Raw genomic sequence first — 24,988 nt, forward strand, 5'->3', positions numbered from 1 at the left:
ATATCGGTGCCAGCCGTCGCGCCTTGTTTCGGCGCGCCGCTCCGGGGTGGTAGCCGGTGCCCGCGTTTCCTGCGCCGCTTTCACCGTGACGGCGCTCTCTGCAAGGACGACGGCGGGCGGCCTCCCCTTCTTTGCGTTGTCTTCATGGTAACACCGTTGGGCCGGATTGTCAAGACGGATTTCTCCCGTTGCGTACCATTTTCGAAGACTTACAGCATGGAGTGGTACAGGGCCACCACGTCTTCTTTGGTGGGATCCTTGGGGTTGCCGGGGGTACAGGCGTCCGCCATGGCGGAATCGGCCAGGAAGTCGATGTCGGCCTCCTTCACGCCCAGGTCGCTGACCTTCTGGGGAATGCCCACGTCCCGGCCCAGCTGGCGCACCGCGTCCACGGCCGCCCGGCGGTATTCCGCCGGACTCATGGCTTCCACGCCGGGCACGCCCATGGCGGCGGCGATTTGCTTATACCGGTCGCCGGTGGCGTCGGCGTTGTATTCCAGCACATAGGGCAGGATGGTGGCGCAGGCCACGCCGTGGGGCGCGTCGTACATGGCGCTGAGCGGGTGAGCCATGCTGTGGACGATACCCAGCCCCACGTTGGAGAAGCCCATACCGGCGATGTACTGGCCCACCGACATTTCCTCCCGGGCCTTGGGATCCCCGGCCACCGACTGGCGCAGGTTCTTGGCAATGATCTCGATGGCCTTGAGATGCATCATGTCGGTCAGTTCCCAGGCCGCCTTGGTGATATACCCCTCGATGGCATGGGTCAGGGCGTCCATGCCGGTGGAGGCGCACAGCCCCTTGGGCATTCCCATGGACATGTCGGGATCCACAATGGCCACTACTGGGATATCGTGGGGATCGGCGCAGACAAACTTCCGGTTTTTCTCCACGTCGGTGATGACATAGTTGATGGTGACCTCCGCCGCCGTGCCGGAGGTGGTGGAAACGGCGATGATGGGCAGCGCCTTATTCTTGGTGGGGGAAGCGCCCTCCAGAGAGCGCACGTCCGCGAATTCCGGATTGGTCAGGATGACGGCGATGGCCTTGCTGGTGTCGATGGCGCTGCCGCCGCCCACGGCGACGATCAGATCCGCCCCTTCCTTTTGGCAGAAGGCCACGCCCTCCTGGACGTTCTGGATGGTGGGGTTGGCCTTGATGCCGCTGTAGACGGCATAGGGGATGGCCGCCTTGTCCAGCACAGCGGTGACCAGGGTGGCCACTTGAAACTTCAGCAGATCCGGATCGGTGCAGACCACCACTTTCCGGCAGCCCCGTGCTTTGACTTCCTTGGCGATTTCCTGGATGGCGCCCTTACCAAAATAAGAGGTTTCATTCAGGACAATTCGATTGGCCATACAGACATTCCTCCTACTAAAATATGGATTCCAGAGCCTGTCCCCAGTATAGCACAAATCTATCCCGGCGGCAATCACCAGCCGCCGTTTTTATCCGCCCATCAGATGCTCGATCAGGATTTTCACCCCGATGCCGATGAGCACTATGCCCCCGGCGATTTCCGCCTTGCGGCCGAACATGTCTCCCGTTTTGCACCCGATTTTCACACCCACGGCGCAGATGACGAAGGTCACCGCCGCGATAACGGCGCAGCACAGCAGATAACCGTAGTCCCCGGCCAGCATCCCAGTGTGGGGCATCACCGCCAGGGACACCCCCACCGCCATGGCGTCGATGCTGGTGGCCACCGCCATGACCAGCAGGTTCATCCACCCGCAGGGATCCCCCCGGGGCGCGTCGTCCTCCCCGCCGCGCAGCACCTCCCACAGCATTTTGCCCCCGATGAAGACCAGAAGCCCGAACGCGATCCAGTGATCGAAGGCCTGGATCTGCCGGGCGAACAGCCGCGCGATGGTGTAGCCGATGAAGGGCATAATCCCCTGAAACAGGCCGAACGCCCCGGCGATCTTGAACGTCTGCCCCCACCGGGCCTTGCACAGCAGGATACCGCTGCTGATGGATACGGCGAAGGCGTCCATGGACAGCCCCACGGCCATCAGCAGCAGGGTGATGATACTCAAAACGCATACCTCCCAGAGATTCGGCTCTCTTTGTTAATCATATTGAATTTGGCGGAAAATTATGTAATAATAACCTCACGGCGTTCTCCAAAGCCTTGCAGTGCAAGGCTTTGGACGCCTGAGAGAACATTGTTCCACTCCGAAACGGGCAAAGCCGTTTCGGGCTAAGGAAGGCGCTGCGCCTTGCGCACCGCTTTGTGGTATAATAACCTCACGGCGTTCTCCAAAGCCTTGCAGTGCAAGGCTTTGGACGCCTGAGAGAACATTGTTCCCACAATTTGGGGCTGGCGTCCCCGCGGCTGCGCCGCTCCTGCGCTCCGCGCAGTAAAATTGTGGTATAATGAAAGCGATATGCCGGCCTGAGCCGGCGAAAGGGGGAAATCGTGTTGTCCATAGAAAAAAGAGCGTTCGGCATCCTGCCGGACGGAACGGCGGTGGAGCAATACCGCCTGACGGCGTCCGGCGGCCTCAAAGTGTCCGTTCTCACCTACGGCGCCACCCTGCAGGCGGTGAAGTTCGCCGGCAAAGACGTCATTCTGGGCTACGACCGGCTGGAGGATTACATAAACGCCAAAGGCTCCTACCAGGGGGCCACCGTCGGCCGGTACGCCAACCGCATCGCCGGCGGCACCTTCGCGCTGGACGGCCGCACCTACGACGTGGGCTGCAACGAGGCGGGCCGCGGCCACCTGCACGGGGGTGTCCATGGCTTTGACAAAAAAGTCTGGGAAGCGGCCGTCCTCGACGAGGGAGACGAGCCCCGCCTGCGCCTGTCCGCCGTGTCGGAGGACGGGGAGGAAGGGTATCCCGGCCGCCTGACCGTTTCCGTCACCCTGACCGTCACCGCCGACAACACCCTGCGCCTGTCCTACGAGGCGGCAAGCGACAAGGACACGGTGATCAACCTGACCAACCACGCCTACTTCAACCTAAACGGCTACGACGGCGGCGACGTGCTGGATACCGTTCTGACCATCCACGCCGACGCCATCACGCCGGTGGACGATCGGCTGATCCCTACCGGCGAGCTGCTTCCGGTGGAGGGAACACCCTTCGATTTCCGGAAGGGGCAGACCATCGGCGCGGCCCTGGCCGCCTCCCATCCCCAGCTGAAAATCGGCGGGGGCGTGGATCACAACTTCGTGCTGGGCGACAACCGGCGCCTGCGCCACGCCGTGCACGCGGTCAGCCCCCGCAGCGGCCTGGCCGTGGACTGCTGGACCGATCTGCCCGGCGTGCAGGTGTATACCGCCAACTTCCTCGGGGAGGACGCGGGCAAGGGAGGGATCAACCTCTACCGACACCAAGGCTTCTGCATGGAAACCCAGTTTTTCCCCGACAGCCCCAATCATCCGGAATTTCCCTCCACCCGGCTGAAAGCGAGAGAGGCCTTCCATTCCGTGACGGAATACCGCTTTACCCAGACCTGACGGGACAAAGCCCGCAGGGTTACGAACAGCCGCCGGATTTTTCCGGCGGCTGTTCGGCGCGTTTATTCAGTATAGCACGGCGGCCCGTGTGGATCAAGCCCCACCGTCGAATACGGTCGATCTCAAGCGGCAAAAAGCTCCCTGCTGGATGCAGGGAGCTTTTCCGTTTACATGGAATAAATTCGGCCGGCGTCGAGAATCTCGATGTTTGCGGCTTGCAGAGCCGCCACCGCCTTGTCCGTATCTTCCTGCGTGAAGCGGAGGATGACACAGGCCCGCCCTTCGTCGCGGGAGATGAACGCGTACATGTATTCGACCCCCACCCCGGCGGCGGCCAAGGCCTTCATCGCGGCAGCGAACCCGCCCGGCTCGTCCGGGATCCCGATGGCCAGCACGCTGGTCAGCGAAACCGTCAGCCCCGCCTCCTTGAGCGCTGTTTCCGCCTCGAAGGGCTTATCCACAATAATCCGCAGAATGCCGAAATTGGTGGTGTCCGCGATGGACAGGGCGCGGATATCGATGCCCGCGCCGGCAAGAACCGCCGTGATTTCCGCCAGCCGTCCTGACTTATTCTCAACAAAAACCGAAAGCTGTTTGATAAACATAAGCCACAACCTTTCTCACGCTGTTTATCGCCTGGTTTCGGGAATCCCCTATGGGTATAGTATATCCTCAAACGCCGGAATTTGCAAGCCGCTTACAGCGCCCGGTTGTCGATCACCCGCTTGGCCTTGCCTTCGGAACGGGGCAGTGCGCCCGGCTCCACCAGACGAACCTTGGCGTGTACGTTCAGCGTGCTTTGCAGCGCGCCTTCGATGCGGTGCTCCACCGATTCCAGATCCCGCACCGTGTCCGAGAAGAGGGCCGCGTTCATCTCCACCTGAACTTCCATAGTGTCCAGATTGTTCTTCCGATCCACCAGAATGAGATAGTTGGGATCCATCCCCAGCTCCAGCAGCACATGCTCCACCTGGGAGGGGAACACGTTGACGCCCCGGATGATGAGCATATCGTCGCTGCGGCCCCGGGGCTTGGACATCCGCACCGTCGTCCGCCCGCAGGCGCAGGGAGCGCGGTGCAGGGCGCAAATGTCCCGGGTGCGGTAGCGTACAAGAGGCAGGGCCTCTTTGCCGATGCAGGTGAACACCAGCTCGCCGTATTCCCCGTCGGGCAGCGGCTGGAGGGTGTCCGGATCGATGACCTCCGGATAGAAATAATCCTCATTGATATGTAAGCCGTCCTGCATCTCGCAGTCGTAGGCCACGCCCGGCCCCGCGATTTCCGACAGGCCGTAGATGTCGTAGGCCTTGATATCCAGCAGCCGCTCAATTTCCCGGCGCATGTTGTCCGTCCACGGCTCGGCCCCAAAGAGACCAGCCCGCAGTTTGAGCGTTTTGGGGTCGATCCCCATGTCCCGGACGGTCTCGCCGATAAACATGGCGTAGGACGGGGTGCAGCACAGGATATCCGATCCGAAATCCTGCAGCAGCTGCACCTGCCGTTTGGTGTTGCCGGAAGACACCGGCAGGGCGGTAGCCCCCATATGCTCCGCCCCGTAATGCAGGCCCAGACCGCCGGTGAACAGGCCGTAGCCATAGGACACATGGACGATGTCGTTGCGGGTGCCGCCCGCAGCCGTTAAAGCCCGGGCCGCCCCCTCTGCCCATATGTCGATATCGTGGGCGGTATACCCCACCACCGTCTGCTTACCGGTGGTGCCGGAGGAGGCGTGAATACGCACCAGCTCCCCCTGCGGAACAGCGAACAGACCAAAGGGATAGTTGTCCCGCAGATCGGTTTTGACCGTGAAGGGCAGCTTGGTAATGTCGTCGATGGAATGGATGTCGCCCGGCTGCAAGCCGATCTCGTCGAACTTCCGCTTATAAAACGGCACCTTTTCATAGGCGGTCCGCACCATTTTCAGCAGCCGCGCCGACTGGACGGCGTGGAGATAATCGCGGGAGGCGCACTCGATTTCCGGGGTATACACGGCCATGGGTGGTCAACTCCTTGCTTTTTATCCATGGGGCGTATCCGCAAATACGCCCATATGGTTTCCAATCGGTTTATTTTATCACAGTTTTCGCGGCTCTGCAAGACGCGCAGGGGGCATTCCTTCGGGAAAACCGGTTTCCTCGTGGCGCGGACCCTTACAACGGCAACACGCCCGTTTCCAACGAAATTGGAAACGGGCGTGTTCATCTTTACCAGCGGATATTCCAGCGGGGGTTGTACTGCCCGGAGGGGGCCTCCCCGGCGGTGTCGGAGGCTTTCTTAGCGGATCCGGCGATGCGCGCCCGCAGCTGCTTCTCGTAGGCCGCCGCATCCAGAGGCAGGGAGACCCAATCGTCCGTCCAAGAGGACAAGTAGGCCGCGTTGGTCAGGGCGACCTGGTGGATCCCCTCTTCGCCAGGGGCCAGCAGGGGAGCGCCATGGAGCACGGCATCCGCAAAATTGCGCAGGATGCCGGTATGGGCGGTTTCCGGCGCGTCAGGCTGCATCGTCCACTCCTTGGCCTCGGGCATGACAAAGCCCTCCCGGCTGGAGAAGCAGAAGGCCCGCTCGGGCTCCGCCAGCTCCCAAAAACGCAGCCGGCCGTCTTCGATCAGCAGCTTGCCCCGATCCCCGCTGATTTCCAACCGGTTGGTGCCGGGGCATTCCCCGGTGCTGGTGATAAAGGCCGCCGTCGCGCCGCTATCGTATTCCGCATAAATCGTGGCGTCGTCCTCCACCTCGATATGGTGGTACTTGCCGGTGGTACAGAAGGCGCGCACACGGGCAGGCATGCCGAAAATCCACTGCCAGATATCCAGGTTGTGGGGCGCCTGGTTGAGCAGCACGCCGCCGCCCTCCCCCGACCAGGTGGCCCGCCAGTCACCGGAATCGTAGTAAGCCTGGGTGCGGTACCAGTTGGTAATGATCCACACCAGGCGCTTGGGAACCCCCAGGCGGCCGCCGCGCACCAGCTCCCGCGCCCGCTGAAACAGGGGGTTGGTACGCTGGTTGAACATGATGCCGAACACTCGGCCCGAAGCCCTGGCGGCGGCGTTCATCTCTTCCACCTGCCCCACCGAAACCCCGGCGGGCTTTTCCGTCAGCACATGCAGCCCCCGGGCAAACGCCTGGCAGGCAATGACCGGGTGCAGGCCATGGGGGGTGGCGATAATCACCCCGTCCACCTCTCCGCCGTCCAGCAGCGCGGTAAAGTCGTCGTAAACCTTCACGCCGGGCAGGGTCTCCGCCGCCCATCGCCGCCGCGGTTCCTTGACGTCGCACACGGCGGTCAGCCGCATACCCGGCACCCGGCCCTCCCACAGGCTGCGGGCGTGGGCGCTGCCCATATTGCCGATACCAATAACGCCTATACGGCAGGTATCCATCCTTATCCCTCCATCCGGCGCGCCGCGTCAGGCATTATAGGTGCCGGCGGTATCCGCCAGAACGGAGACAGCGTTCGTCTTCCGGCGGGAAACGGCCACCCGCTTCATCAGCTCCTGGTAATACAGCTCTTCATCCAGGGGGAGCTCCACCTCGCGGCCCAGCCAGGCCGACAGGTGCATGGCGTTGGAAATGGTCAGGCCGTTGATGCCTTCCTCGCCGCCCGCCACCAGGGGCGTGCCGTGCAGGATAGCCCCCGCGAAGGCGTTGAGCACGCCGGCGTGCTGCTCCGACTTCCCATCGGTCTCCACCTCGGTAAAGGTATTCCTGGGTGTGCCGAAGGGCGCCTGGTTGATGCGGGACCATTCCGGCTCGCTCATCTCCAGCTCCCATTTGAGCAGCTTGCCGCCCTCGCTGACCAGCTTGCCCTTCTCCAGCGTGATTTCAAACCGGTTGGTGCCGGGTACGTCGCCGGTGGTGGTGATAAAGGTACCGGTGGCGCCGCTTGCGTATTCCACATAGGCGGTCACGTCGTCCTCCACCTCGATGTCGTGCCATTTGCCGAACTGCATATGGGCCTGCACCTTGACGGGCATGCCGCAGATCCACTGCCACAAATCCAGGTTATGGGGGCATTGGTTAAGCAGCACACCGCCGCCCTCCCCCGCCCAGGTAGCCCGCCAGGAGCCCGAGTTGTAATACGCCTGGGGCCGGTACCAATCGGTGATAATCCAATTGGTGCGGCGGATGGCGCCCAGCTCCCCGCTGTCCACCAGCTCTTTCATTTTCCGGTATACATGGTTGGTACGCTGGTTGAACATCATACCGAACACCACGCCCGCCCGCTTGGCGGCCTCGTTCATCTCCCGCACCTTCTTGGTGTACACACCCGCAGGCTTCTCCACCATGACGTGCAGCCCGTGCTGGAAGGCCTCCATGGCCAGGATGGGATGATCGTAGTGCGGCACCGCGATGAGGACGGCGTTCACCAGCCCGCTGTCCATCAGGGCCGCGGCGGAATCGAACCGAGCCACCGACGGATCCATATTCTCCTGCGCCCACTGCAGACGGGCGGGATCGATGTCCGCCACCGCCGTGACCGTCACCTCCGGGCACAAGCCGTTACGGATGTTGCCGATGTGCCCGGTGCCCATGTTGCCCACGCCGATAATTCCCAGTTGAATGGTGTCCATAAGTATCCCCTTTCCTCAGTGCAGCCCGTTGGTAAGCGATGATTAAATCCATCCGCTGGATTTAATCATCGCTTACCTTGGCCGCCAGATTCCGATAGCTCATCGCCAGGCATTCGAAGGGATCCGCGCCATAGCAGTCGTCCTGCTCCACCAGCAGATACCGGGCCCCCGCCTGCTCGCAGGCTTTCAAAATGCCGTCGAAGTTCATGTTCCCCTCATAAACCGGGGCCATGCGGGGCTGGCCGTCCGCGAAGGCCATATCCTTGAGATGAACGCAGGGGACGCGGCCAGCCAGCCGGTTCAGCCACTGGACGGGATCCCCGCCGCCCGCCTGCACCCAGTAGGTATCCAGAGTGAAGCCCAGCTCTTCGGGCGCGAAATCGCGGAGAAAACGCTCCAGATAAATCTCCCGCCCCTCGCCGGTGCGGGCGAATTCCATGTGGTGATTGTGATACATCAGCCGGCAGCCCAGGGCCGCCAGCCGCCGCCCCACCGGCCGGTAGGTTTCCGCAAACGTCTGGTAACCGGCCAGCCCCTTGTCAAACCCGCCCGGCAGGCTGCCGATGCCGATATGAGTGCAGCCGAACGCTTGATGCTCCGCCGCCACCGCGTCGGTCTCGGCGGCAATACGGCCGGGATCGGTGTGGGTGAGGACGCAGCGCAGGCCTGTTCTGTCCAGCTCCGCTTTCAGCCAGGCGGGCTCGTAGGCGCAGGTGCCCGACACCTGCACGTTCCGATACCCGATGGCCGCGATTTTTTCCAGCGTCCGGCTGAAATCCTCCAGGGTTTTGGTGTGCTCCCGCACCGTGTACAGCTGCGCGCCGATTTCCATTACGCTTCCTCCTCGTCCAGGCAGGCCTTCAGGGCCGCCACCGCCGCGTCAAAGGCGGCCCGCTGGGACGGATAGGCATAGGCGTCCACCACGCTCTTCTCCCCGCTCTCCAGCTTATCCAGCCCGCTGAACACCGCCAGATGGGGCTCCACGGTCAGCACCCGGCCGCCCTGCGCCCGGTAGCGGCGCAGGATTTCCGGAACATGCCCATCCCCCTTCCCGGCCGGCACCACCTGGCCGCCGGCCAGCGCGTCCTTAATGTGGAGATATTCCACATAGGGCGCCAACAGCTCCCAGGCTTCCAGGGTTTCCTGCCCGCACTGGATAAAATTGGCCGGATCGAAGACGGCCCGCAGGGCGGGCAGCTGCCGGTGGATATCCAGGCAGCGGGCGGCTGTATCGCCGTAAATCCCCTTTTCGTTTTCATGGCAGAGAACGACCGGACATCCCTCCGCCTCCTCCAGGAATCGGGACAGCCGATCCATCACCTCGTCCCTGTAAAGGGCCGGATCGCTTCCCGCCGGCAGGAAAAAGCTGAACAGCCGGATACAAGCGGCCCCGGTAATCGCCGCCGTTTCCAGGCACCGGCGGAAAACGTCCAGGTGGGGGGCAAAATCCTCTTCGATGCCGATTTTGCCCAAGGGACTGCCCAGGGACCACACCCGCAGCCCCTGCGCGGCCAGCCGTTCTTTGAGCGTCCGGGCCTCCCCGGGCGTCAGGTCGGCAATGTTTTTTCCGTCTACGTTCCGCGCCTCCAGATAGACCATGCTGTTTTCCTTCAGCGCCCGCATCTGCTCCGTCACCTGCCCGCTCGCCTCGTCGGCAAACGCGCAGAGCACCGCCGGTTTGTTCATCGTCATCCCCTGCCCTTTCCCTGTCCGGCCAAGCGGCGGACGGTTTCTATGGGCATCATAGCAGAATTTTATATACAAATCCATTGCATATAAAGGCGGAAAACCTTGTAAATCTACGCACAGCATGCTATAGTAAAGGCAAAAAAGGGGGACGGCGGTATGGCCACCATTTGGAGCTACGAGGAAAACGGTATCAACTTTACCCACGGGTTGGATCGGCACCCCCGGCCGGAGGACTATACCATGCACGCCCACGAGATGCACGAGCTGTATGTTTTCATGGGCGGCATCGGCACGTACATGGTGGAGGGGCACGAATATCCGCTGGAGCCGGGGGCCATCCTGCTCATGCGGGCGGGCGAGGCCCACAAGCTGCAAATCCGGCCGGACAAGCCCTATGAGCGGATCGCCCTGCATATGCAGCCCCGGCTGCTGGCCGGGGTAGATCCCGCCGGCCTGCTGTTCGAGCCCTTTACGGACAGGCCGCTGGGCTGCGGCAACCATTATGAGCGCGGCTGTCTGCCGACGGGGCGTTTTTACGAATATATCCGCGGCATGATGCCCGAGAACGGAGACGCTTATATTCGCCGTCTGGCCATTCTAACCTATCTCTGCCCCCTGATGACCGAGCTACGGGAGGTGTTTCTGGCCCGCCGGCGGGAAGAAAACGGCGCCGTTCCCCGGCAGAACGCCGGGCAGGCCCTGGTGGCCTATATCAACAGCAATCTGGCAGGGGATCTCTCGCTCGACGCCCTGTCGGACCGGTTTTATCTCAGCAAATCTCAGCTGGGCCGCCTGTTCAAGCAGGCGACGGGGTCTTCCATTTGGGAGTATGTGCTCATCAAGCGGCTGCTGAACGCCCGGCAGCGGATCCGGGACGGGGAGCCGGCGGGCGAGGTTTGTCAGAGCAGCGGCTTCCGGGATTATTCCGCCTTTTTCCGGGCGTATAAAAAGCGATTCGGCCTCTCGCCCCAGGAGGACAGAGGCCGCGGGCGGGCCGGATAACGGCCGCCATACAAAAGCAGGCCGGGAACCCGCGGATGATGCGGATTCCCGGCCTGTTGGCTTTGTATTACCCCTGATAGGTGGTGATATCAATGGTTTTGATGGTAACGGCTTCCTTCGGCTTGTCCTTGGAATCGGTTTCGACCGCCGCGATGGCGTCCACCACGTCCATGCCCTCGTACACCTGACCGAAGACCGTATGGCCTCCCCGGTTGCGCAGCGAGCCGTCCAGGTTCATGTTGCCGCCGGTCTGGCAGTACAGGTCGATGACCTCGTCGGTCAACCGTTCGGGCAGAATTTGAAAAGTCCCGCTGGTGGTATCGGACATCCGGTTGGCCAGCAGCGCCTGCCAGCTCTTGATATCCTTATAGGAGTCGGTCTTCTTGTACCGCTCATAGTTGGTCTTGATGCTGTCCACCATCGTCTTGAAAGCGTCGGCCTTGGACTGGTTGATGAAGAACTGGCTGCCGTTGGTGTTGGGGCCCGAATTGGCCATGGCCAGGGAACCTCGCAGGTTCAGCAGCTTGGCGTCGAACTCGTCCTCAAAAGCTCCCTTTTTATTGCTGTCGCTTTTATAAATGCTCTCTCCGCCGGTGCCGTCTCCGTCAGGGTCGCCGCCCTGAATCATGAAATCCTCAATCACCCGATGGAAGGTCAAATCATTATAATAGCCCTTTTCCGCCAGCTTCTGGAAGTTCTCAACCGCCTTGGGCGCGGCATCCGGGAAAAAGCGAATGGAGATATCTCCCATGGAGGTGTGCATAATGGCCACTTTCTCGCCCTTTTCCGGCTTGTCCAGCTGAAAGCCCAGCTTCTTGTCGGGGTAAGCGGTTGCGCCGGCGTCGTTGGAGGAGCAGCCGGCCATGGAGGCCGTCAGCAGCAGCGCGGCGGCCGCGGCGGCGAGGAGCCGATGAAGTTTCATAAGATGATGCATCCTTTCCTGTTCAAAATCCTAATCATATCCGCGGGGACTTCCGGCAAAGAGGGCCCCGCTCGTCCTTCAACCGCAAAAAGCGGTCGACGGCGTCTATCTCAGCCGCTTCCTCCAAAAGGAACCGGCGGCCCTCCTCCTCTTCGGCCAGCAGACGGCCCACCGTGCGGACCGTCCGCACAAAATCCCGCTCCAGGGGCACCCGCCGGTGCTCCCGCACCAGGGGGCAGACCCGGTAGGCCCGGGGATCGTATACCGCCCGGATCCGGCCTGTCGCCGCGTCCAGATACGGAAACAGCGGGAACAGCCGACAGGCCAGCGGCCTCTCCGACCGCCGGCACCGGCCGCCGCAGACGAGGAGCGTCCCTCCTTCCGCCGGCAGCAGGGTCATGCCCTCCGTCTCCCGCAGCAGGGCCTCCTCCCCCGGGAACAGCCGCATCCCGCAGGGCTCGTCCCCCTGGCACCGGCAGCAGGCATGGCCGCAAACCTGCCCGCAGTCGACGGCAAGGGGCGTCCGGTTCTCCAACAGGTACCGGGCCTGTTCCACCGGACTGCTCATTCGCAGACAGACACGTCGATGGAGGAAATCAGCACATCCTCGACGGGCATGTCGTTCCGGCCGGTTTTCACCGCCGCGATGGCGTCCACCACCACCATGCCGTCGTACACCTGGCCAAACACCGTATGACGGAAATCCAGATGGGGGGTTCCTCCCACGCTTTCATAACCCGCCACCGTCTCGGCCGGGAAGCTGTCGGACATGTTCTTCATCTGGCTGATGAGGCGGGGATCCACACTCTTGGCCTGCACGATGAAGAACTGGCTGCCGTTGGTGTTCGGCCCGGCGTTGGCCATGGAGAGGGCGCCCCGCAGGTTGTGCAGCTCCACGTCGAACTCATCCTCGAAGCTGTCGCCCCAGATGCTCTCGCCGCCGGTGCCGTTGCCGCGGGGGTCGCCGCCCTGGATCATGAAATCGTTGATGACCCGATGGAATTTCAGACCGTCGTAATACCCATTTTTCGCATGGGTAACGAAATTCTCCACCGTTTTCGGAGCTTTATCGGGAAACAGGCGAATGGAAATATCGCCCAAGGAGGTGTGCATCACCGCAATGGTCTCACCCTTTTGGGGCCGATCGAGCTGATTCATGTTCGCAGTCCTTTCTATTTACAAGCTATCACTAAGTAGGCTTTTCCCCATAGTACCATGTGTTTCGCGAGCTTGCCAGCGGCAAGCCCTTAGTAAGCCTTCCCTCATAGTACCATGTGTCTTGCGGGCTTGCCAGCGGCAAGCCCTTAGTAGGCTTTTCCCCATAGTACCATGTGTTTCGCGGGCTTGCCGCAACAGACACACGTGTCGGACAGATGCTGCTGCTCCAAGGGGATGCAGCGGGAGCCAACGCCGGTTTTTTCCTTGACCGCGTCCTCGCAGGCCTCGTCGCCGCACCACATGGCTTCGATAAACCCGTCGCCCTTTTCCTCCAGCACCCGGACGATGTCCTCCAGGCTCCGGCAGGCATAGGTGCGTTTCCGGCGGTTTTCCAGCGCCCGCTCGTACAGCCCGTCGTGCACCTCTTTCAGCAGGGCGGGCACCGCGGTCTCCAGCTCGTCCAGGGACACGACGTGCTTCTCCCGATTGTGCCGGGTGACCAGCACGCACTGGCCCTTTTCGATGTCCTTCGGGCCGATCTCCAGACGCAGGGGCACCCCCTTCATCTCATACTCGGCAAATTTCCAACCTGCCGAATTGTCGGAATCGTCCACCTTCACCCGGGCCACTTTCGACAGCCGCTCTTTGAGCGCGGCGGCCTTTTCCAGCACGCCCGGCTTGTGCTGGGCGATGGGCAGGATGACCACCTGCACCGGCGCCACCGCCGGGGGCAGCACCAGGCCGTTGTCGTCGCCATGAGTCATGATAATGGCGCCGATAAGCCGGGTGGTCACCCCCCAAGAGGTCTGGTGAGGGGTCTGCAGGGTGTTGTCCTTGCCGGTGAACTGGATGCCGAAGGCCTTGGCGAAGCCGTCCCCAAAATAGTGGGAAGTCCCCGCCTGCAGCGCTTTGCCGTCGTGCATCAGCGCCTCGATGGCGTAGGTAGACACCGCCCCGGCAAACTTATCGCTCTCGGTCTTTTTGCCCTTGATAACCGGCATAGCCAGCGCGTTCTCGCAGAAGTCGGCGTAAACGCCTAGCATCCGCTCGGTTTCCTCGATGGCTTCCTCCGCCGTGGCGTGGATGGTGTGCCCCTCCTGCCACAGGAATTCCCGCGACCGCAGGAAGGGCCGGGTGGTCTTTTCCCAGCGCACGACACTGACCCACTGGTTGTACAGCTTGGGCAAATCCCGCCAGGAGTGGACGATATTCGCGTAATGCTCGCAGAAGAGCGTCTCGCTGGTGGGGCGGACGCACAGCCTCTCCTCCAGCTCCTCGCTGCCGCCGTGGGTCACCCAGGCCACCTCGGGGGCGAAGCCCTCCACGTGATCCTTTTCCTTTTGCAGCAGGCTTTCGGGGATGAACATCGGCATACAGACGTTTTCATGCCCCAACGCCTTGAACATGCCGTCCAGAATCCGCTGCATATTCTCCCAAATGGCGTAGCCATAGGGCCGGATGACCATGCAGCCCTTGACGCTGGTGTACTCCACCAGCTCGGCCTTTTTGACAATGTCGGTATACCACTGGGCAAAATCCTCGTCCATGGAGGTGATGGCCTCCACCATTTTCTTGTTGTCCGCCATACTCTACATTCGATCCTTTCCGGATGTTATTCGCCGTCGTCTTCCTTTTTGTCCCTGGCAAACCGATTGAGCAGCTTGACCGCCACCATGATGACGATCATCACCACGAAAATACCCACCATGCCCAGCAGCATCAGCAGCAGGGCGTTGGCCAGATTGGGGAACTGTTCAAACATAAGCGTCGTCTCCTCCTTACGCGCCGATCAAGCGGGGCACCACGGTCAGAATGATGCCGCCGGCCACCACCGAGCCGATTTGACCGGCCACGTTGGCGCCCACCGCGTGCATCAGCAGATGGTTCTGATTGTCCTCCTTGAGGGCCATTTTCTGGATAACCCGCGCGGACATGGGAAAGGCTGAAATACCCGCGCCGCCCACCATGGGGTTGATCTTCTTGCCCTGGGGCAGGAACAGGTTCATCAGCTTGGCGAACAGCACGCCGCCGATGGTGTCAAACACGAACGCCACCAGCCCCAGCGCCATAATCAGCAGGGTGGCGGGATCCACGAATTTATACGCCTTCATGCTGGAGGCGATGGTCAGCCCCAGCACGATGGTGATGAGGTTGGCCAAAGTGGTCTGCGCCGTTTGGGACAGGCTTTCCAGCTTCAGACACTCCCGCAGCAGGTTGCCGAACATCAGCATCCCCACCAGCGACACCGACTTGGGGGCCACCAGCCCCGCAATGATGGTCACGATAATGGGGAACAGAATCCGAGTCTTGCGGGACACCGACTGGGGATTATAAGGCATGCGGATCTGCCGTTCCTTCTTGGTGGTGACCAGCTTGATGGCCGCGGGCTGGATGATGGGCACCAGGGCCATATAGGAATAGGCGGCCACCGCGATGGCCCCGATATACTGCGAATTAAAAATGCGGGAAACCAAGATGGAGGTAGGGCCGTCGGCGGCGCCGATGATGCCGATGGCCGCCGCATCCTTGAAGGGAAAGAAGAAGGACGCCACCAGCACGGTGAAGAAGATGCCGAACTGGGCCGCCGCGCCGAACAGAAACATCTTTGGATTGGATAACAGCGGCCCGAAATCAATCATGGCGCCGATGCCGATGAACAGCAGCAGCGGCAGCGCTTCCGACGCGGTGATACCGACGTTGAACAGCCAGTCGATGATGCCTTGCGACCCGTCCTCCGCCGCCCCGACGGCGCCGGAGAAGGGAATGTTGACCAGGATGGCGCCGAAGCCCATGGGCATCAGCAGCGCGGGCTCGAAATCCTTGACCAGCGCCAGATAAATCAGCAGGCCGCCGATGACAAACATCACCAGGTATTTCCACCCGGGAACCATCTGCACGCCGTCCTCTGTCAATACCGGATTGCTCTTGAAGAAGTAGGCCACGCCGTCATACAGAAATCGGAAATGCTCTAAAAATTCCAACGTCCATTCTCCTTTGGCCTGTGCGGAAGATCTCTTCTTCCCGCAGGCTTGTCCTTTTTTCCCGGACATGCCGCCGCTTTCCGGCGGTTCTGCCCGTATGGTCATTCAGTTTTTCATTATACCGAAATATTTCCGGTTTTTCAACCGAAAAAGGGCGCTGCCGCAAAATAAATTGCCCTGGCCCACCCCGCGAAGTAAAGGGCATTCAACCCTCCGTATCCGTCCCCGGTCAACCAATTCCTGGAATTCACCGTTTTTCACAGCGGCGCTTTTTCAAAAAAAGGAGAAAATAAGCGACTTATTCACACTTTCCACAGAGTTTTCCACAGCCGCCCGTTAACAATCTCTTTACAAAAGGTATAATGACCTTTTCCCTTCATAGGCGGGGTTTTACCCTCCGTCCAGTAAAAACCGGCCCTTTTCCCGCCGCCTTCGCATAGAAACGCGGCGCCCGACCAAAACTAACAAGGCAGAATCCGAATAAAGGGAGACAGGGATTATGATAAAAGGCGTCAACCGGCAGATCATCGAGGTCATGGACACAGGCAATCAGTATTTTGAGCGGGCGCTGCTGGTGGTGCGCCCCGGCTATACCGACACGGAACCGACCCGTCTGCGGGAGGAGGCCCAGCGAATGCTGCGCAAGGCTGGCGGCTATGCCGGCCTGAAGCGGCAGCGACGGCGGCGGTATCTGAAGGCCGCCCTCTACGGCTTGGCGGCCGGCTGCGTGGGGGCGCTGGCGGGGGCGCTGCTGTCGCTGCTCTGCCGGTAAAGCCGGCCGTTCGCCTCCTGCAGGCGGCGGTACGCCCCCGGCGTTTGGCCGTACCGCTGCTTGAAGCGGCGGGAAAAGTAGAACGGATCGCAGAAGCCAAGGGCATCGCTGATTTCCCGGATGGTCTTATCGGAACGGATTAGCTGGGCCTGGGCGGAGAAAAACAGCAGATCGTCGATGTACCGCCCGATGGTCAGCCCCGTCTCCTGGCGGAACTGCCGCCCCAGGGCGTTGGGCGTCAGATACAGCCGCCCGGCCAGCTCCCGGACAGACAGCTGCAGCGACAGGTGACGGCGGATATACCGGATGGTGTCCGCCACGGCGGGGGAATAGTCCCGGATGACCTGCTCCTCCAGCGTGCCGCTCTGCGCCATGTCCGCCGTGAGCGCCGTAATCGCGGCCTTGAGCAGGAGGGCCGCCCCATAATCCCGCCGGCGGTAAAGGGCCAGCAGGCGATCCAGCTCTCCGGCGGGCAGCGGCCGCGTTTCCACCCGGCCCATCCCCATCAGCAAATCGTAGCCGTCGGGCTTCAGCGCCTGGACATGGAAAAACAGCTTCTCCATCGTGTTCTCACACAGGTAATCGAAGCACAGGCCGGCGGGGATCCAATACGCGAAGCCCGGCTGCATCGTCAGGCTGTTCCCGCCTACGCGCAGCAGCCCCTCCCCCCGCCGGACGAGGTACAGACGGGAAAAGGGGGAGCAGACCTGCTCGCTGTGCCAGGTGCGGTCCACCTGTACATACCCGTGATCCCCAAGGCGGATCTCCAGATGGTTCATCCCGTCGGCCAGCTCCTTGTTCTCTTCCAGGTACATGATGAAATCTCCATTTTCTCGGTGGCAATATCCATGGTGAAACCCGCACAACTGTGCTACCATGAGGGTAAATATCCATCCCGATTGTAGCACGCCCCGCCGGCGGGCGCAAGAGGGATCGAGAGGAGACGACGCCATGTCCAGCTATATCACACGCAAGACCCCGGGGGACACCGCCTGGTTCACCCACGACCGGTTCGGCATGTTCATCCATTGGGGCCTGTACGCCCTGCCGGCCCGCCACGAATGGGTCAAAACCAACGAGCGGATTCCGGAGGAAACCTACCAGCGGTATTTCGACCGCTTCGACCCGGATTTATTCGATCCCAGGGAGTGGGCGCGGCAGGCCAAGGCGGCGGGGATGAAATACGCCGTCCTGACCACCAAGCACCATGAAGGCTTTTGCCTGTTCGACTCGGCCTACACCGATTACAAAAGCACCAACACCAAGGCCGGGCGGGATCTTGTACGGGAATTTGTCGACGCCTTCCGGGCGGAGGGGCTGCATATCGGCTTTTACTACTCCCTCATCGACTGGCACCATCCCGATTTCCCCATCGATCCCCTCCATCCCCGCCGGGACGATCCCGACGCCGAACAGCAAAACCAGGGCCGCGACATGCGCCGCTACGCGCAGTACATGAGAAATCAGGTGGAGGAGCTCCTGACGAACTACGGAAAGATCGATATTCTGTGGTTCGACTTCTCCTATCCGGACACCCGTCTGGAGGGCAAAGACTGGATGAAGGGCAAGGGGAAGGACGACTGGGAGGCGGAACAGCTCATCGCCCTGGCCCGCCGGCTGCAGCCCGGCATCATCATCGACAACCGCACCGGCCTCGAGCAGGATCTCTGGACGCCCGAGCAATACCAGCCGCAGGAATGGATCCGGCACCCCGAAACCGGCGAGCGGGTCGTATGGGAGGCCTGCCAGACCTTCTCCGGCTCCTGGGGCTATCATCGGGACGAAACCTCCTGGAAATCCCCCGAGACCCTGCTGCTGCTGCTCATCCGCACCGTGTCCCTCGGCGGCAATTTGCTGATGAACGTCGGCCCCACCGCCCGGGGCTACTTCGACCAGCGCGCCGAGGCGGCCCTGGAGATCTATGCCGACTGGATGCGGCTGAACAGCCGCTCCATCTACGGCTGCACCATGGCCGAACCGGCATTCATCGCCCCGAACGGCTGCCTGTTCACCCAAAGCGAGGACGGTTCCCGCCTGTACGTCCATCTGGTGGAATATCCCTTCGGGTTCCTGGAGCTGCCCGGCCTGGCGGGCCAGGTGGCCTACGCCCAGTTCCTCCACGACGGCAGCGAGCTGCTTTTCCGGGAGAAGCAGGCCGACCATTTCAGCGAAGGGAAAACCACCAGGGACGATTTGCTGGTGATCACCCTCCCCCCGCTCAAACCGCCGGTGCTCATCCCGGTCGTCGAACTGTTCCTGAAATAGAACACAACGGGGACAAAGCCAGTCGGCTTTGTCCCCGTTGTGTTTCTCTTTATTGATGTGATTAAGACAGCGCTTCCTCCAGCATGTCGTCAAAGATGGCTCCTTTGGAGCCGCTGGTCACATGCTGGGCGTACCGCCGGGCGTAGCCGGACAGCGCTTTCACCGGCGGCTTCCAGGCCGCGCGGCGCTTGGCTAGCGTTTCCTCGTCCACCAGGAGAACGATGCTGCGGGAAGGGATGTCGATGGCGATGCGATCGCCCTCCTCCACCAGCGCGATGGTGCCGCCCACCGCCGCCTCGGGCGAAATGTGCCCGATGGACGCCCCGCGGGTGGCGCCGGAGAACCGGCCGTCGGTGATGAGGGCCACGCTCCCGCCCAGCCCCATGCCGCAGATGGTGGAGGTGGGGGTCAGCATTTCCCGCATGCCCGGGCCGCCCTTGGGCCCTTCGTAGCGGATGACCACCACGTCGCCCGCCTGGATTTTGCCGCCGAGGATCGCCTCGGTGGCGTCCTCCTCGCAGTCGAAGACCCGCGCCGGGCCTTCGTGCACCATCATCTCGGGGGCCACGGCCCCCTGCTTGACCACCGCGCCCTCCTCGGCCAGGTTGCCGAAGAGAATCGCCAAGCCCCCATCTTTGCGGAACGGTGCGTCCAGCCGGCGGATAACCTCGCCGTCCGCATCGGGCGCGTCGGCAAACCGATCGGCCACCGTGCCGCTGACCGTGACCAAATCCCGATGGATAAGGCCCCCCTTGTCCAGCTCCTTGAGCATGGCCTGAATACCGCCCACCTCGTTGAGATCGGTGATAAACACCTGGGAGGCGGGATTGAGCTTGCAGATCTGCGGCGTCGTCTTGCCGATGGCGTCGATTTTCTTCAAATCCACCGGGCAGCCCGCCGCGTAGGAAACCGCCAGCAGATGCAGCACCGTATTGGAGGAGCAGCCGATAGCCATGTCCGCCCGCAGCGCGTTCTCAAAGGCGGCCGGGGTGAGGATATCCTTCACCCGGATGTTCTGACGGAGCAGCTCCATCACCCGCTCGCCCGCCTCCTTGGCCAGGCGGATCCGGGCGGCGTGCACCGCCGGAATGGTGCCGTTGCCGGGCAGGGCCAGGCCGATGGTCTCGGTCAGGCAGTTCATGGAATTGGCCGTGTACATGCCGGAGCAGGAGCCGCAGCCCGGGCAGGCGGTGTTTTCCATCTCGGCCAGGGTGCTTTCGTCCCGCTGGCCCACGGCCACGGCGCCCACCGCCTCGAACACCTCGTTAAGCCCCACCTTCTGCTTGCCGTCCCGGCCGGGCAGCATGGGCCCGCCGCTGACGAAAATAGAGGGCAGATTCATCCGGCAGGCCGCCATCAGCATGCCGGGCACTATCTTGTCGCAGTTGGGGATGAACACCACCGCGTCCATGGGATGGGCGGTGAGCATCACCTCGATGGAATCGGCAATCAGCTCCCGGGAGCACAGGGAATATTTCATCCCCTTGTGGTTCATGGCCAGGCCGTCGCACACCCCGATGGTGCTAAAGGTAAAGGGTACGCCCCCGGCGTTGCGGATCCCCGCCTCCACCGCCTTGGTGATGGTGTCCAGATGGGTGTGGCCGGGTATGTAGTCGCTCTTCGAACTGACCACGGCCACGAAGGGCCGCTTCATCTCGCTGTCGGTGATTCCCAGGGCCTTGAGCAGGGAACGGTGCGGGGCGCGGGACACGCCCTCCTTCATAAGATCGCTGCGCATGGGGCATTCTTCCTTTCTGATCGAAGGCTCACTCGGCCTGGGTGGCGGCGTTCCCGTCTCCCAAAGGCCGATCGGTGATAAAAGCTTTAAGCAGGGCGAGGGAATCGTCGCGGACATCGCCGTTTTTGGAGGCCGTCCCGATGGCGTCCCGCACGCCGAAATACAAATCGGGGGGGATCACGCTGTCCAGGTCGTCCCAGCCCAAACCCTCAAACTGCTTGACGACCTCCGTCCGTTTCCCGTTTTTCCAGTTCCAAACCCGGCCGTCCTCCAGCAGATTGTCGTCCGCAACGTCCAGCTTGGTGAAGAACCGGAAGCCGTCCTTCTCATTGTTCTTGACATATTGTTCGTAATACTTCGGCTCGAAGGCGAAAAACAGCGCGTCTCCCGCGCCCATATGCACGGTCAGCTTCTGGGCATTGGCCATGGCCATTCCCGACTGGGTGGAATCCGACATATACAGGTTGTCGATGCGAACCTCCACATAGCCGTCGCCGTCCAAATCCTGCCCGTAAACCTCCAGCTCCGCCTTCAGCCAGTTAAGTACCGGCTGGGCCAGCGGCTTCTCGGTGACAATGTTCAGGGTATAGTCCGGCTCGTTCTTGGTGACCATCTGGACGATCAACACGGCCAGCACCACCACCACGGCGATGGCCCCCAGGGTGTGCCATTTATAATGATACCAGTAATTGTCCCATTTGCCTTTGGGCGTTTTCGGCCCTTCCGGCTTGGGATCGGGCTTCAGCTCGTCCTCGCTGACTCCCACCAGATACATGTCACGCGCCATATCGCAGCCGGCCTTTCTCTGTTAACACTATCCTCAGTTTCTGTCCTTCATGGTGGGGATTAGATAATCCCTTGTTATATGACCGTTCATAAGCATTCGTAAATCCTTTGTTTACGCCATTTCTCTGCCTTTTCATTTTCGCTGCTCTACATATCTCTACGCAGAAAATAGGAGAATCGGCGTAAGATTTGGCGTAAATTGGCGTAGACTGATTAGACAGCTATCTTCCCGAAGTATTCGCCCAACACATTGAATTCTTTTTGCTTCATGTCTTTTGTGACATCCACATAAATATCCATTGTAGTTGAAATATCAGCATGCCCCAGGACATCTTGAATCACCTTCACGTTTACTCCCGACTCACAAAGTCGGGTCGTAAAGGTATGCCTAAGAGAGTGACAGCTAAACTTCGGCAACAGAACAGGATCAGCCTCACCGCGCAAAAGCACCTCATCATTGCAATCCCGAATAATACGGCGGATCGCCTTGTTCAAAGTACCTTGATGCTGGACATCACCGAAACGATTGATAAAAATAAAGTCGGTATAGCAGTCCACCGTGGCCTTACAATGCAGTCCCGTTTCTTCCTGGTACTTCTTTTCCATCAGGAATGCTTCCTTGACAAAATCCAGCATGGGTATGGTTCGCTCGCCAGCTTTGGTCTTTGGCGTATTGATGCTGAAAGAGCATCCTTTCCCATCTCCGTGATTATAGTAGACCAAAGTGTGATTTACACTGATAATATCTTGCTCCAAATCAATGTCACACCAGCGGAGGCCTACAATCTCGCCAACGCGCATTCCCGTCCCCAGCATTACCGTAAAGACAGGATACCAATGATGATACTGCGGATGATTTTGCAGAAAATCAATAAACAATTTCTGTTCAGCTACGGTCAGTGCTTTTCGCTTTTCAGTCTCAAAATTATGGGACTGCTTTAGTTCCTTCAACATATGGTCTGTCGGATTGATACGAATATAGTTGTCGTCAACCGCCAAATCAAAAACCTGATGCAACACCGTATGGATGTTATCAATCGTAGCGATTGTCAATATTTTTTCATCTGCAAGCGTGTTATAAAACCGCTTAACATCAGATTTTTTTACTGACGCAATCCGGAGCTTACCAAAGCTTGGACGAACAAACATATTATACATATACTTATAATTTGTAAATGTATTGTGTTTTAGTCCCCGCTTCAAATCACACCATAGCTCAAAAACATCGTTCACCGTCGTTCTGCGTATTTCCGTTTTGATGCCATCCTGCTTATCTCTGATGATTTCTTCTTCTTTTTCCCTCAATTCCTGAAGGGTCGCTGCATAAACAGAATGACGTTTGCCATCCGCTGAAGTCCAACGGAAATCATAAGTACCGTCTTTACGCTGCGTTTCACCTTTGCGAAGTGTCAGCCTGTTTTTGTCTAAACGCCTGCTTGCTTTTCCTTTCTTTGTAGTATTTGCCATTGTTCTCAACCCTTTCTAAAAGACAAGGGTTGCTCTTAGCAGTTCATTATACCATAAATACGCCATCATAGCAAGTCACCCTTTCCTGAAAATACAAGACTTGAAAAAACTATAGAGAATAAAGCTTTTCAATATATTCATCGAATTTACGTCTCTTAATGAGTCGTTTCGTTCCAATCCAAAGTACAAATTCACAGTTATCGTCATCCGTAAGTTGTCTCAGCTTATTGATTCCGATCCCCGAGTATGCCGCCGCTTCCTCTAATGTCAGATTGCTTTTTTCCCAAATCGGGATCTGTTTCATAAAATTCCTCCTTTATCTAAAATGTTAGATTTCTCAAAAAATAACACCTAACCGCCGGACCATTTCCTGCGCTCCTTTTCGACCGCGTATTTTCAGGCCCCGCTGTGCGGTATTTCATTTACGGGCGCGCTCCACAAAGATATCATCGCACACTATCCATAAAACCTGTATAACTTCCGGCGGCGGCTATTCAGTTGTCAAGGTACAGCGAGAGGAGAACAGTTGCTTTTTCCTTCTCACCCATAAACACGAAGGTTGTCCCCAAAATTCTGCGGCAAGCAAAAAACACAATATATAGCGTTTGTCAGTTGACAAATCGCATATATTGTGTTATATTTTCTTTGTAATTGATTTTTGTGCCTCTCCCGTTCTGGGAACAGCAGGTTTTATCTGCATTGCACACTTTGTTAAGTTTGTATTCGGTCAGTAGTATTGCTCTGCCTTGCGGCAGGAATATTACTGGCTATTTTGTTTTTATGGGGCCCTTTATCCCCACACGCAGCGAGAATGACGCCGGCCTGTATTTTTGCAGGCAATAGTCCCGTATTTACGGACGACGTTGTTCCCGCTTTTTTTATTGCCCAAAACGCCGCAGGCGTTTGGAAATAATATTTAGAAAGGCGGAAACAGAATGAAAAGACGAACCCATGCACATTGCCGACGGAGGGCAAATCGCCCCGCTGTTTTGAAGCAGCAGATTTTGAGAAGGGAGGCGCGAAAGCGGGCTAAGTATCCCATGCACACGGTATATCACTATCCTGCCTTTATTCGCAGGAGCAGAAGCAGGGGTGCATGAATATGGCTGTTGCAACCTATCGCCCGCAGGTCCTTGTAGATACAAAGGACCTGACGGAAACAGAGTGGTTGGAGTGGCGGCGAAAAGGCGTAGGCGGCAGCGATGCTTCCATCATTTTAGGCATATCCCCTTTTGCCACCGCAAGGGACTTGTACTATGACAAATTGAATGTCGTGTCGTATAAGGACGATGCCGACAACTGGGTAGCACTTCAAATCGGGCACCTGCTGGAAGACCTGGTGGCGGAAATATTCCATAAGAAAACGGGATATCCGATTTATCAGGATAAGAGGATGTACTACCATCCGCTTTACCCCTACATGCTTGCCAACGTCGATTATTTTGTCACGCTTCCCAACGGGGAAACAGCCATCCTTGAAATCAAGACAACCAACTACAACGCAAAAGACAACTGGTGGATTGACGGAGAGGAGACTATCCCCGTGAATTATCAAGCCCAGGGGCGGCACTACATGGCGGTGATGAACCTAAACCATGTGTTTTACTGCTGCCTGTACGGCAACAACGAAGACGATGTCATTATCCGCCATATTGAACGCGACGCAGCATATGAGGAGGAACTGATCGCTCTGGAGGGCATCTTCTGGAACGAGCACGTCCTCAAACAAGTGCCGCCTCCCTATACGGAAGACGGCGACCTGGTAATTCAAAGCGTAAGCCGTCACACCGGTATGGCAGACCCGAACGCCCCGGCCGTAGAATTAAGCTTGCCGCTGGCAAGCTGTGTAACCAGGTTTTTGGAACTACAGGCACAGAAAAAGCTGGCGGACGCACAATCCAAAAAAATCGAAAGCGAAATGAAGCGGTTGCAGGGACGGATTGTTTCGGAGATGGGAAAAAGCTGCACGGCGGTTTGTTCTGCCGGAGGCGAAGCCTATACCGTAACCTACAATCCGGTCAAGCGAACGGGCGTCAGCAAGGATAATTTAATCCGGCTGCAGGCGCAGCACCCAGATATCTATAAGGATTATGTAACCGTTTCGGAAAGCCGCCGGTTCTATGTGAAAAAGTCGCAGGAAGAAAATGCGGCTTAATTTTTTGCCT

At 59.4% G+C, this 24,988-nt stretch carries 24 protein-coding genes; 5 read left to right on the top strand and 19 right to left on the bottom strand.

The annotated features are described in order from the left end of the window. Positions 1–209: 209 nt before the first annotated feature. Together fucO and ACSAMM_RS10720 are read right to left on the bottom strand one after the other, a co-directional pair. Positions 210–1,361 (bottom strand): lactaldehyde reductase, encoded by a 1,152-nt coding sequence (fucO, locus tag ACSAMM_RS10715; RefSeq protein ID WP_457791342.1) that lies wholly within the window; start codon positions 1,359–1,361, stop codon positions 210–212. Positions 1,362–1,451: 90 nt separating this feature from the next. Further along, complete coding sequence (locus ACSAMM_RS10720) at positions 1,452–2,042, bottom strand: manganese efflux pump MntP (protein WP_457791344.1); 591 nt, start codon at positions 2,040–2,042, stop codon at positions 1,452–1,454. A gap of 383 nt (positions 2,043–2,425) precedes the next feature. Here ACSAMM_RS10720 and ACSAMM_RS10725 point away from each other — a divergent pair, with 383 nt between their 5' ends. Further along, positions 2,426–3,472 (top strand): aldose epimerase family protein, encoded by a 1,047-nt coding sequence (locus ACSAMM_RS10725; RefSeq protein WP_457791345.1) that lies wholly within the window; start codon positions 2,426–2,428, stop codon positions 3,470–3,472. Positions 3,473–3,639: 167 nt separating this feature from the next. On the opposite strand, the gene ACSAMM_RS10730 is transcribed toward ACSAMM_RS10725, so the two are convergent. The 6 genes from ACSAMM_RS10730 to ACSAMM_RS10755 all read right to left on the bottom strand — a co-directional run bounded on the left by ACSAMM_RS10730 (position 3,640) and on the right by ACSAMM_RS10755 (position 9,735). After that, positions 3,640–4,077, bottom strand: a complete 438-nt coding sequence (locus ACSAMM_RS10730; protein WP_457791346.1) for an ACT domain-containing protein — start codon at positions 4,075–4,077, stop codon at positions 3,640–3,642. Positions 4,078–4,169: 92 nt separating this feature from the next. Further along, positions 4,170–5,468, bottom strand: coding sequence for an AMP-binding protein (locus tag ACSAMM_RS10735; protein ID WP_178721158.1), 1,299 nt, complete (start codon positions 5,466–5,468; stop codon positions 4,170–4,172). 208 nt (positions 5,469–5,676) lie between these two features. Next, complete coding sequence (locus ACSAMM_RS10740; protein ID WP_457791347.1) at positions 5,677–6,852, bottom strand: Gfo/Idh/MocA family protein; 1,176 nt, start codon at positions 6,850–6,852, stop codon at positions 5,677–5,679. Positions 6,853–6,879: 27 nt separating this feature from the next. Beyond that, positions 6,880–8,043, bottom strand: a complete 1,164-nt coding sequence (locus tag ACSAMM_RS10745) for a Gfo/Idh/MocA family protein (protein WP_457791349.1) — start codon at positions 8,041–8,043, stop codon at positions 6,880–6,882. Between the two features lie 61 nt (positions 8,044–8,104). Beyond that, complete coding sequence (locus ACSAMM_RS10750) at positions 8,105–8,875, bottom strand: sugar phosphate isomerase/epimerase family protein (RefSeq protein ID WP_457791351.1); 771 nt, start codon at positions 8,873–8,875, stop codon at positions 8,105–8,107. Continuing rightward, a complete protein-coding gene (locus tag ACSAMM_RS10755) occupies positions 8,875–9,735 on the bottom strand; it encodes a sugar phosphate isomerase/epimerase family protein (protein ID WP_457791353.1) in 861 nt (286 codons plus the stop codon). Before ACSAMM_RS10755 ends, ACSAMM_RS10750 begins: the two co-directional genes overlap by 1 nt. A 153-nt stretch (positions 9,736–9,888) precedes the next feature. On the opposite strand from ACSAMM_RS10755, the gene ACSAMM_RS10760 reads away from it, so the two are divergent. After that, the gene (locus ACSAMM_RS10760) at positions 9,889–10,734 is read left to right on the top strand and encodes a helix-turn-helix domain-containing protein (protein ID WP_457791355.1); all 846 of its coding nucleotides are present in this window, start codon (positions 9,889–9,891) and stop codon (positions 10,732–10,734) included. A 67-nt stretch (positions 10,735–10,801) separates the two neighbouring features. Here ACSAMM_RS10760 and ACSAMM_RS10765 read toward each other — a convergent pair whose 3' ends face one another. From ACSAMM_RS10765 to ACSAMM_RS10790, 6 genes are all read right to left on the bottom strand, one after another. Further along, complete coding sequence (locus ACSAMM_RS10765; protein WP_457791356.1) at positions 10,802–11,656, bottom strand: peptidylprolyl isomerase; 855 nt, start codon at positions 11,654–11,656, stop codon at positions 10,802–10,804. 34 nt (positions 11,657–11,690) lie between these two features. Beyond that, positions 11,691–12,224: a hypothetical protein gene (locus ACSAMM_RS10770; protein WP_178721170.1), complete on the bottom strand. Its 534-nt coding sequence runs from the start codon at positions 12,222–12,224 to the stop codon at positions 11,691–11,693. Then, the gene (locus ACSAMM_RS10775; RefSeq protein ID WP_178721172.1) at positions 12,221–12,814 is read right to left on the bottom strand and encodes a peptidylprolyl isomerase; all 594 of its coding nucleotides are present in this window, start codon (positions 12,812–12,814) and stop codon (positions 12,221–12,223) included. Before ACSAMM_RS10775 ends, ACSAMM_RS10770 begins: the two co-directional genes overlap by 4 nt. A 146-nt stretch (positions 12,815–12,960) precedes the next feature. Then, positions 12,961–14,400, bottom strand: coding sequence for a proline--tRNA ligase (proS, locus tag ACSAMM_RS10780; RefSeq protein WP_178721174.1), 1,440 nt, complete (start codon positions 14,398–14,400; stop codon positions 12,961–12,963). A 26-nt stretch (positions 14,401–14,426) separates the two neighbouring features. Next, positions 14,427–14,576: an OadG-related small transporter subunit gene (locus ACSAMM_RS10785; protein WP_178721176.1), complete on the bottom strand. Its 150-nt coding sequence runs from the start codon at positions 14,574–14,576 to the stop codon at positions 14,427–14,429. Between the two features lie 16 nt (positions 14,577–14,592). Then, positions 14,593–15,705: a sodium ion-translocating decarboxylase subunit beta gene (locus ACSAMM_RS10790; protein ID WP_178721355.1), complete on the bottom strand. Its 1,113-nt coding sequence runs from the start codon at positions 15,703–15,705 to the stop codon at positions 14,593–14,595. A 589-nt stretch (positions 15,706–16,294) separates the two neighbouring features. Here ACSAMM_RS10790 and ACSAMM_RS10795 point away from each other — a divergent pair. Then, positions 16,295–16,567 carry a hypothetical protein gene (locus ACSAMM_RS10795; RefSeq protein ID WP_178721178.1) on the top strand — a complete coding sequence of 91 codons (273 nt, stop codon included), beginning with the start codon at positions 16,295–16,297 and terminating at the stop codon, positions 16,565–16,567. Here ACSAMM_RS10795 and ACSAMM_RS10800 read toward each other — a convergent pair. Next, positions 16,501–17,445, bottom strand: coding sequence for a helix-turn-helix domain-containing protein (locus ACSAMM_RS10800; RefSeq protein WP_457791358.1), 945 nt, complete (start codon positions 17,443–17,445; stop codon positions 16,501–16,503). The genes ACSAMM_RS10795 and ACSAMM_RS10800 overlap by 67 nt on opposite strands. Before the next feature lie 73 nt (positions 17,446–17,518). On the opposite strand from ACSAMM_RS10800, the gene ACSAMM_RS10805 reads away from it, so the two are divergent. Then, positions 17,519–18,832 carry an alpha-L-fucosidase gene (locus tag ACSAMM_RS10805; protein WP_457791360.1) on the top strand — a complete coding sequence of 438 codons (1,314 nt, stop codon included), beginning with the start codon at positions 17,519–17,521 and terminating at the stop codon, positions 18,830–18,832. Positions 18,833–18,893: 61 nt separating this feature from the next. On the opposite strand, the gene ilvD is transcribed toward ACSAMM_RS10805, so the two are convergent. From ilvD to ACSAMM_RS10825, 4 genes are all read right to left on the bottom strand, one after another. Further along, on the bottom strand, positions 18,894–20,570 hold the full coding sequence (gene ilvD / locus ACSAMM_RS10810) for a dihydroxy-acid dehydratase (RefSeq protein ID WP_457791362.1): 1,677 nt from the start codon (positions 20,568–20,570) through the stop codon (positions 18,894–18,896). A gap of 28 nt (positions 20,571–20,598) precedes the next feature. Beyond that, positions 20,599–21,357: a hypothetical protein gene (locus ACSAMM_RS10815; protein ID WP_457791364.1), complete on the bottom strand. Its 759-nt coding sequence runs from the start codon at positions 21,355–21,357 to the stop codon at positions 20,599–20,601. A 212-nt stretch (positions 21,358–21,569) separates the two neighbouring features. Then, positions 21,570–22,823, bottom strand: a complete 1,254-nt coding sequence (locus ACSAMM_RS10820) for a tyrosine-type recombinase/integrase (RefSeq protein WP_457791365.1) — start codon at positions 22,821–22,823, stop codon at positions 21,570–21,572. Between the two features lie 109 nt (positions 22,824–22,932). Next, entirely contained in the window at positions 22,933–23,127 is a 195-nt protein-coding gene (locus ACSAMM_RS10825; RefSeq protein ID WP_177515388.1) for an excisionase, read from the bottom strand. A 798-nt stretch (positions 23,128–23,925) separates the two neighbouring features. Between ACSAMM_RS10825 and ACSAMM_RS10830 the strand changes: the two genes are divergently transcribed. Further along, on the top strand, positions 23,926–24,978 hold the full coding sequence (locus ACSAMM_RS10830; RefSeq protein ID WP_457791366.1) for a YqaJ viral recombinase family nuclease: 1,053 nt from the start codon (positions 23,926–23,928) through the stop codon (positions 24,976–24,978). The last annotated feature ends 10 nt before the right edge of the window (positions 24,979–24,988 follow it).

Source organism: Anaeromassilibacillus sp. SJQ-5 (assembly GCF_054108045.1).

Coding starts and splice junctions, on each gene's coding strand:
- ACSAMM_RS10785 (WP_178721176.1), bottom strand. CDS start 14,576: ATGTTTGAACAGTTCCCCAATCTGGCCAACGCCCTGCTGCTGATGCTG.
- ACSAMM_RS10755 (WP_457791353.1), bottom strand. CDS start 9,735: ATGACGATGAACAAACCGGCGGTGCTCTGCGCGTTTGCCGACGAGGCG.
- ACSAMM_RS10790 (WP_178721355.1), bottom strand. CDS start 15,705: ATGGTTCCCGGGTGGAAATACCTGGTGATGTTTGTCATCGGCGGCCTG.
- ACSAMM_RS10800 (WP_457791358.1), bottom strand. CDS start 17,445: ATGGTAGCACAGTTGTGCGGGTTTCACCATGGATATTGCCACCGAGAA.
- ACSAMM_RS10770 (WP_178721170.1), bottom strand. CDS start 12,224: ATGAGCAGTCCGGTGGAACAGGCCCGGTACCTGTTGGAGAACCGGACG.
- ACSAMM_RS10775 (WP_178721172.1), bottom strand. CDS start 12,814: ATGAATCAGCTCGATCGGCCCCAAAAGGGTGAGACCATTGCGGTGATG.
- ACSAMM_RS10735 (WP_178721158.1), bottom strand. CDS start 5,468: ATGGCCGTGTATACCCCGGAAATCGAGTGCGCCTCCCGCGATTATCTC.
- proS (WP_178721174.1), bottom strand. CDS start 14,400: ATGGCGGACAACAAGAAAATGGTGGAGGCCATCACCTCCATGGACGAG.
- ACSAMM_RS10765 (WP_457791356.1), bottom strand. CDS start 11,656: ATGAAACTTCATCGGCTCCTCGCCGCCGCGGCCGCCGCGCTGCTGCTG.
- ACSAMM_RS10730 (WP_457791346.1), bottom strand. CDS start 4,077: ATGTTTATCAAACAGCTTTCGGTTTTTGTTGAGAATAAGTCAGGACGG.
- ACSAMM_RS10795 (WP_178721178.1), top strand. CDS start 16,295: ATGATAAAAGGCGTCAACCGGCAGATCATCGAGGTCATGGACACAGGC.
- ilvD (WP_457791362.1), bottom strand. CDS start 20,570: ATGCGCAGCGATCTTATGAAGGAGGGCGTGTCCCGCGCCCCGCACCGT.
- ACSAMM_RS10760 (WP_457791355.1), top strand. CDS start 9,889: ATGGCCACCATTTGGAGCTACGAGGAAAACGGTATCAACTTTACCCAC.
- ACSAMM_RS10815 (WP_457791364.1), bottom strand. CDS start 21,357: ATGGCGCGTGACATGTATCTGGTGGGAGTCAGCGAGGACGAGCTGAAG.
- ACSAMM_RS10820 (WP_457791365.1), bottom strand. CDS start 22,823: ATGGCAAATACTACAAAGAAAGGAAAAGCAAGCAGGCGTTTAGACAAA.
- ACSAMM_RS10825 (WP_177515388.1), bottom strand. CDS start 23,127: ATGAAACAGATCCCGATTTGGGAAAAAAGCAATCTGACATTAGAGGAA.
- fucO (WP_457791342.1), bottom strand. CDS start 1,361: ATGGCCAATCGAATTGTCCTGAATGAAACCTCTTATTTTGGTAAGGGC.
- ACSAMM_RS10805 (WP_457791360.1), top strand. CDS start 17,519: ATGTCCAGCTATATCACACGCAAGACCCCGGGGGACACCGCCTGGTTC.
- ACSAMM_RS10745 (WP_457791349.1), bottom strand. CDS start 8,043: ATGGACACCATTCAACTGGGAATTATCGGCGTGGGCAACATGGGCACC.
- ACSAMM_RS10740 (WP_457791347.1), bottom strand. CDS start 6,852: ATGGATACCTGCCGTATAGGCGTTATTGGTATCGGCAATATGGGCAGC.
- ACSAMM_RS10750 (WP_457791351.1), bottom strand. CDS start 8,875: ATGGAAATCGGCGCGCAGCTGTACACGGTGCGGGAGCACACCAAAACC.
- ACSAMM_RS10830 (WP_457791366.1), top strand. CDS start 23,926: ATGGCTGTTGCAACCTATCGCCCGCAGGTCCTTGTAGATACAAAGGAC.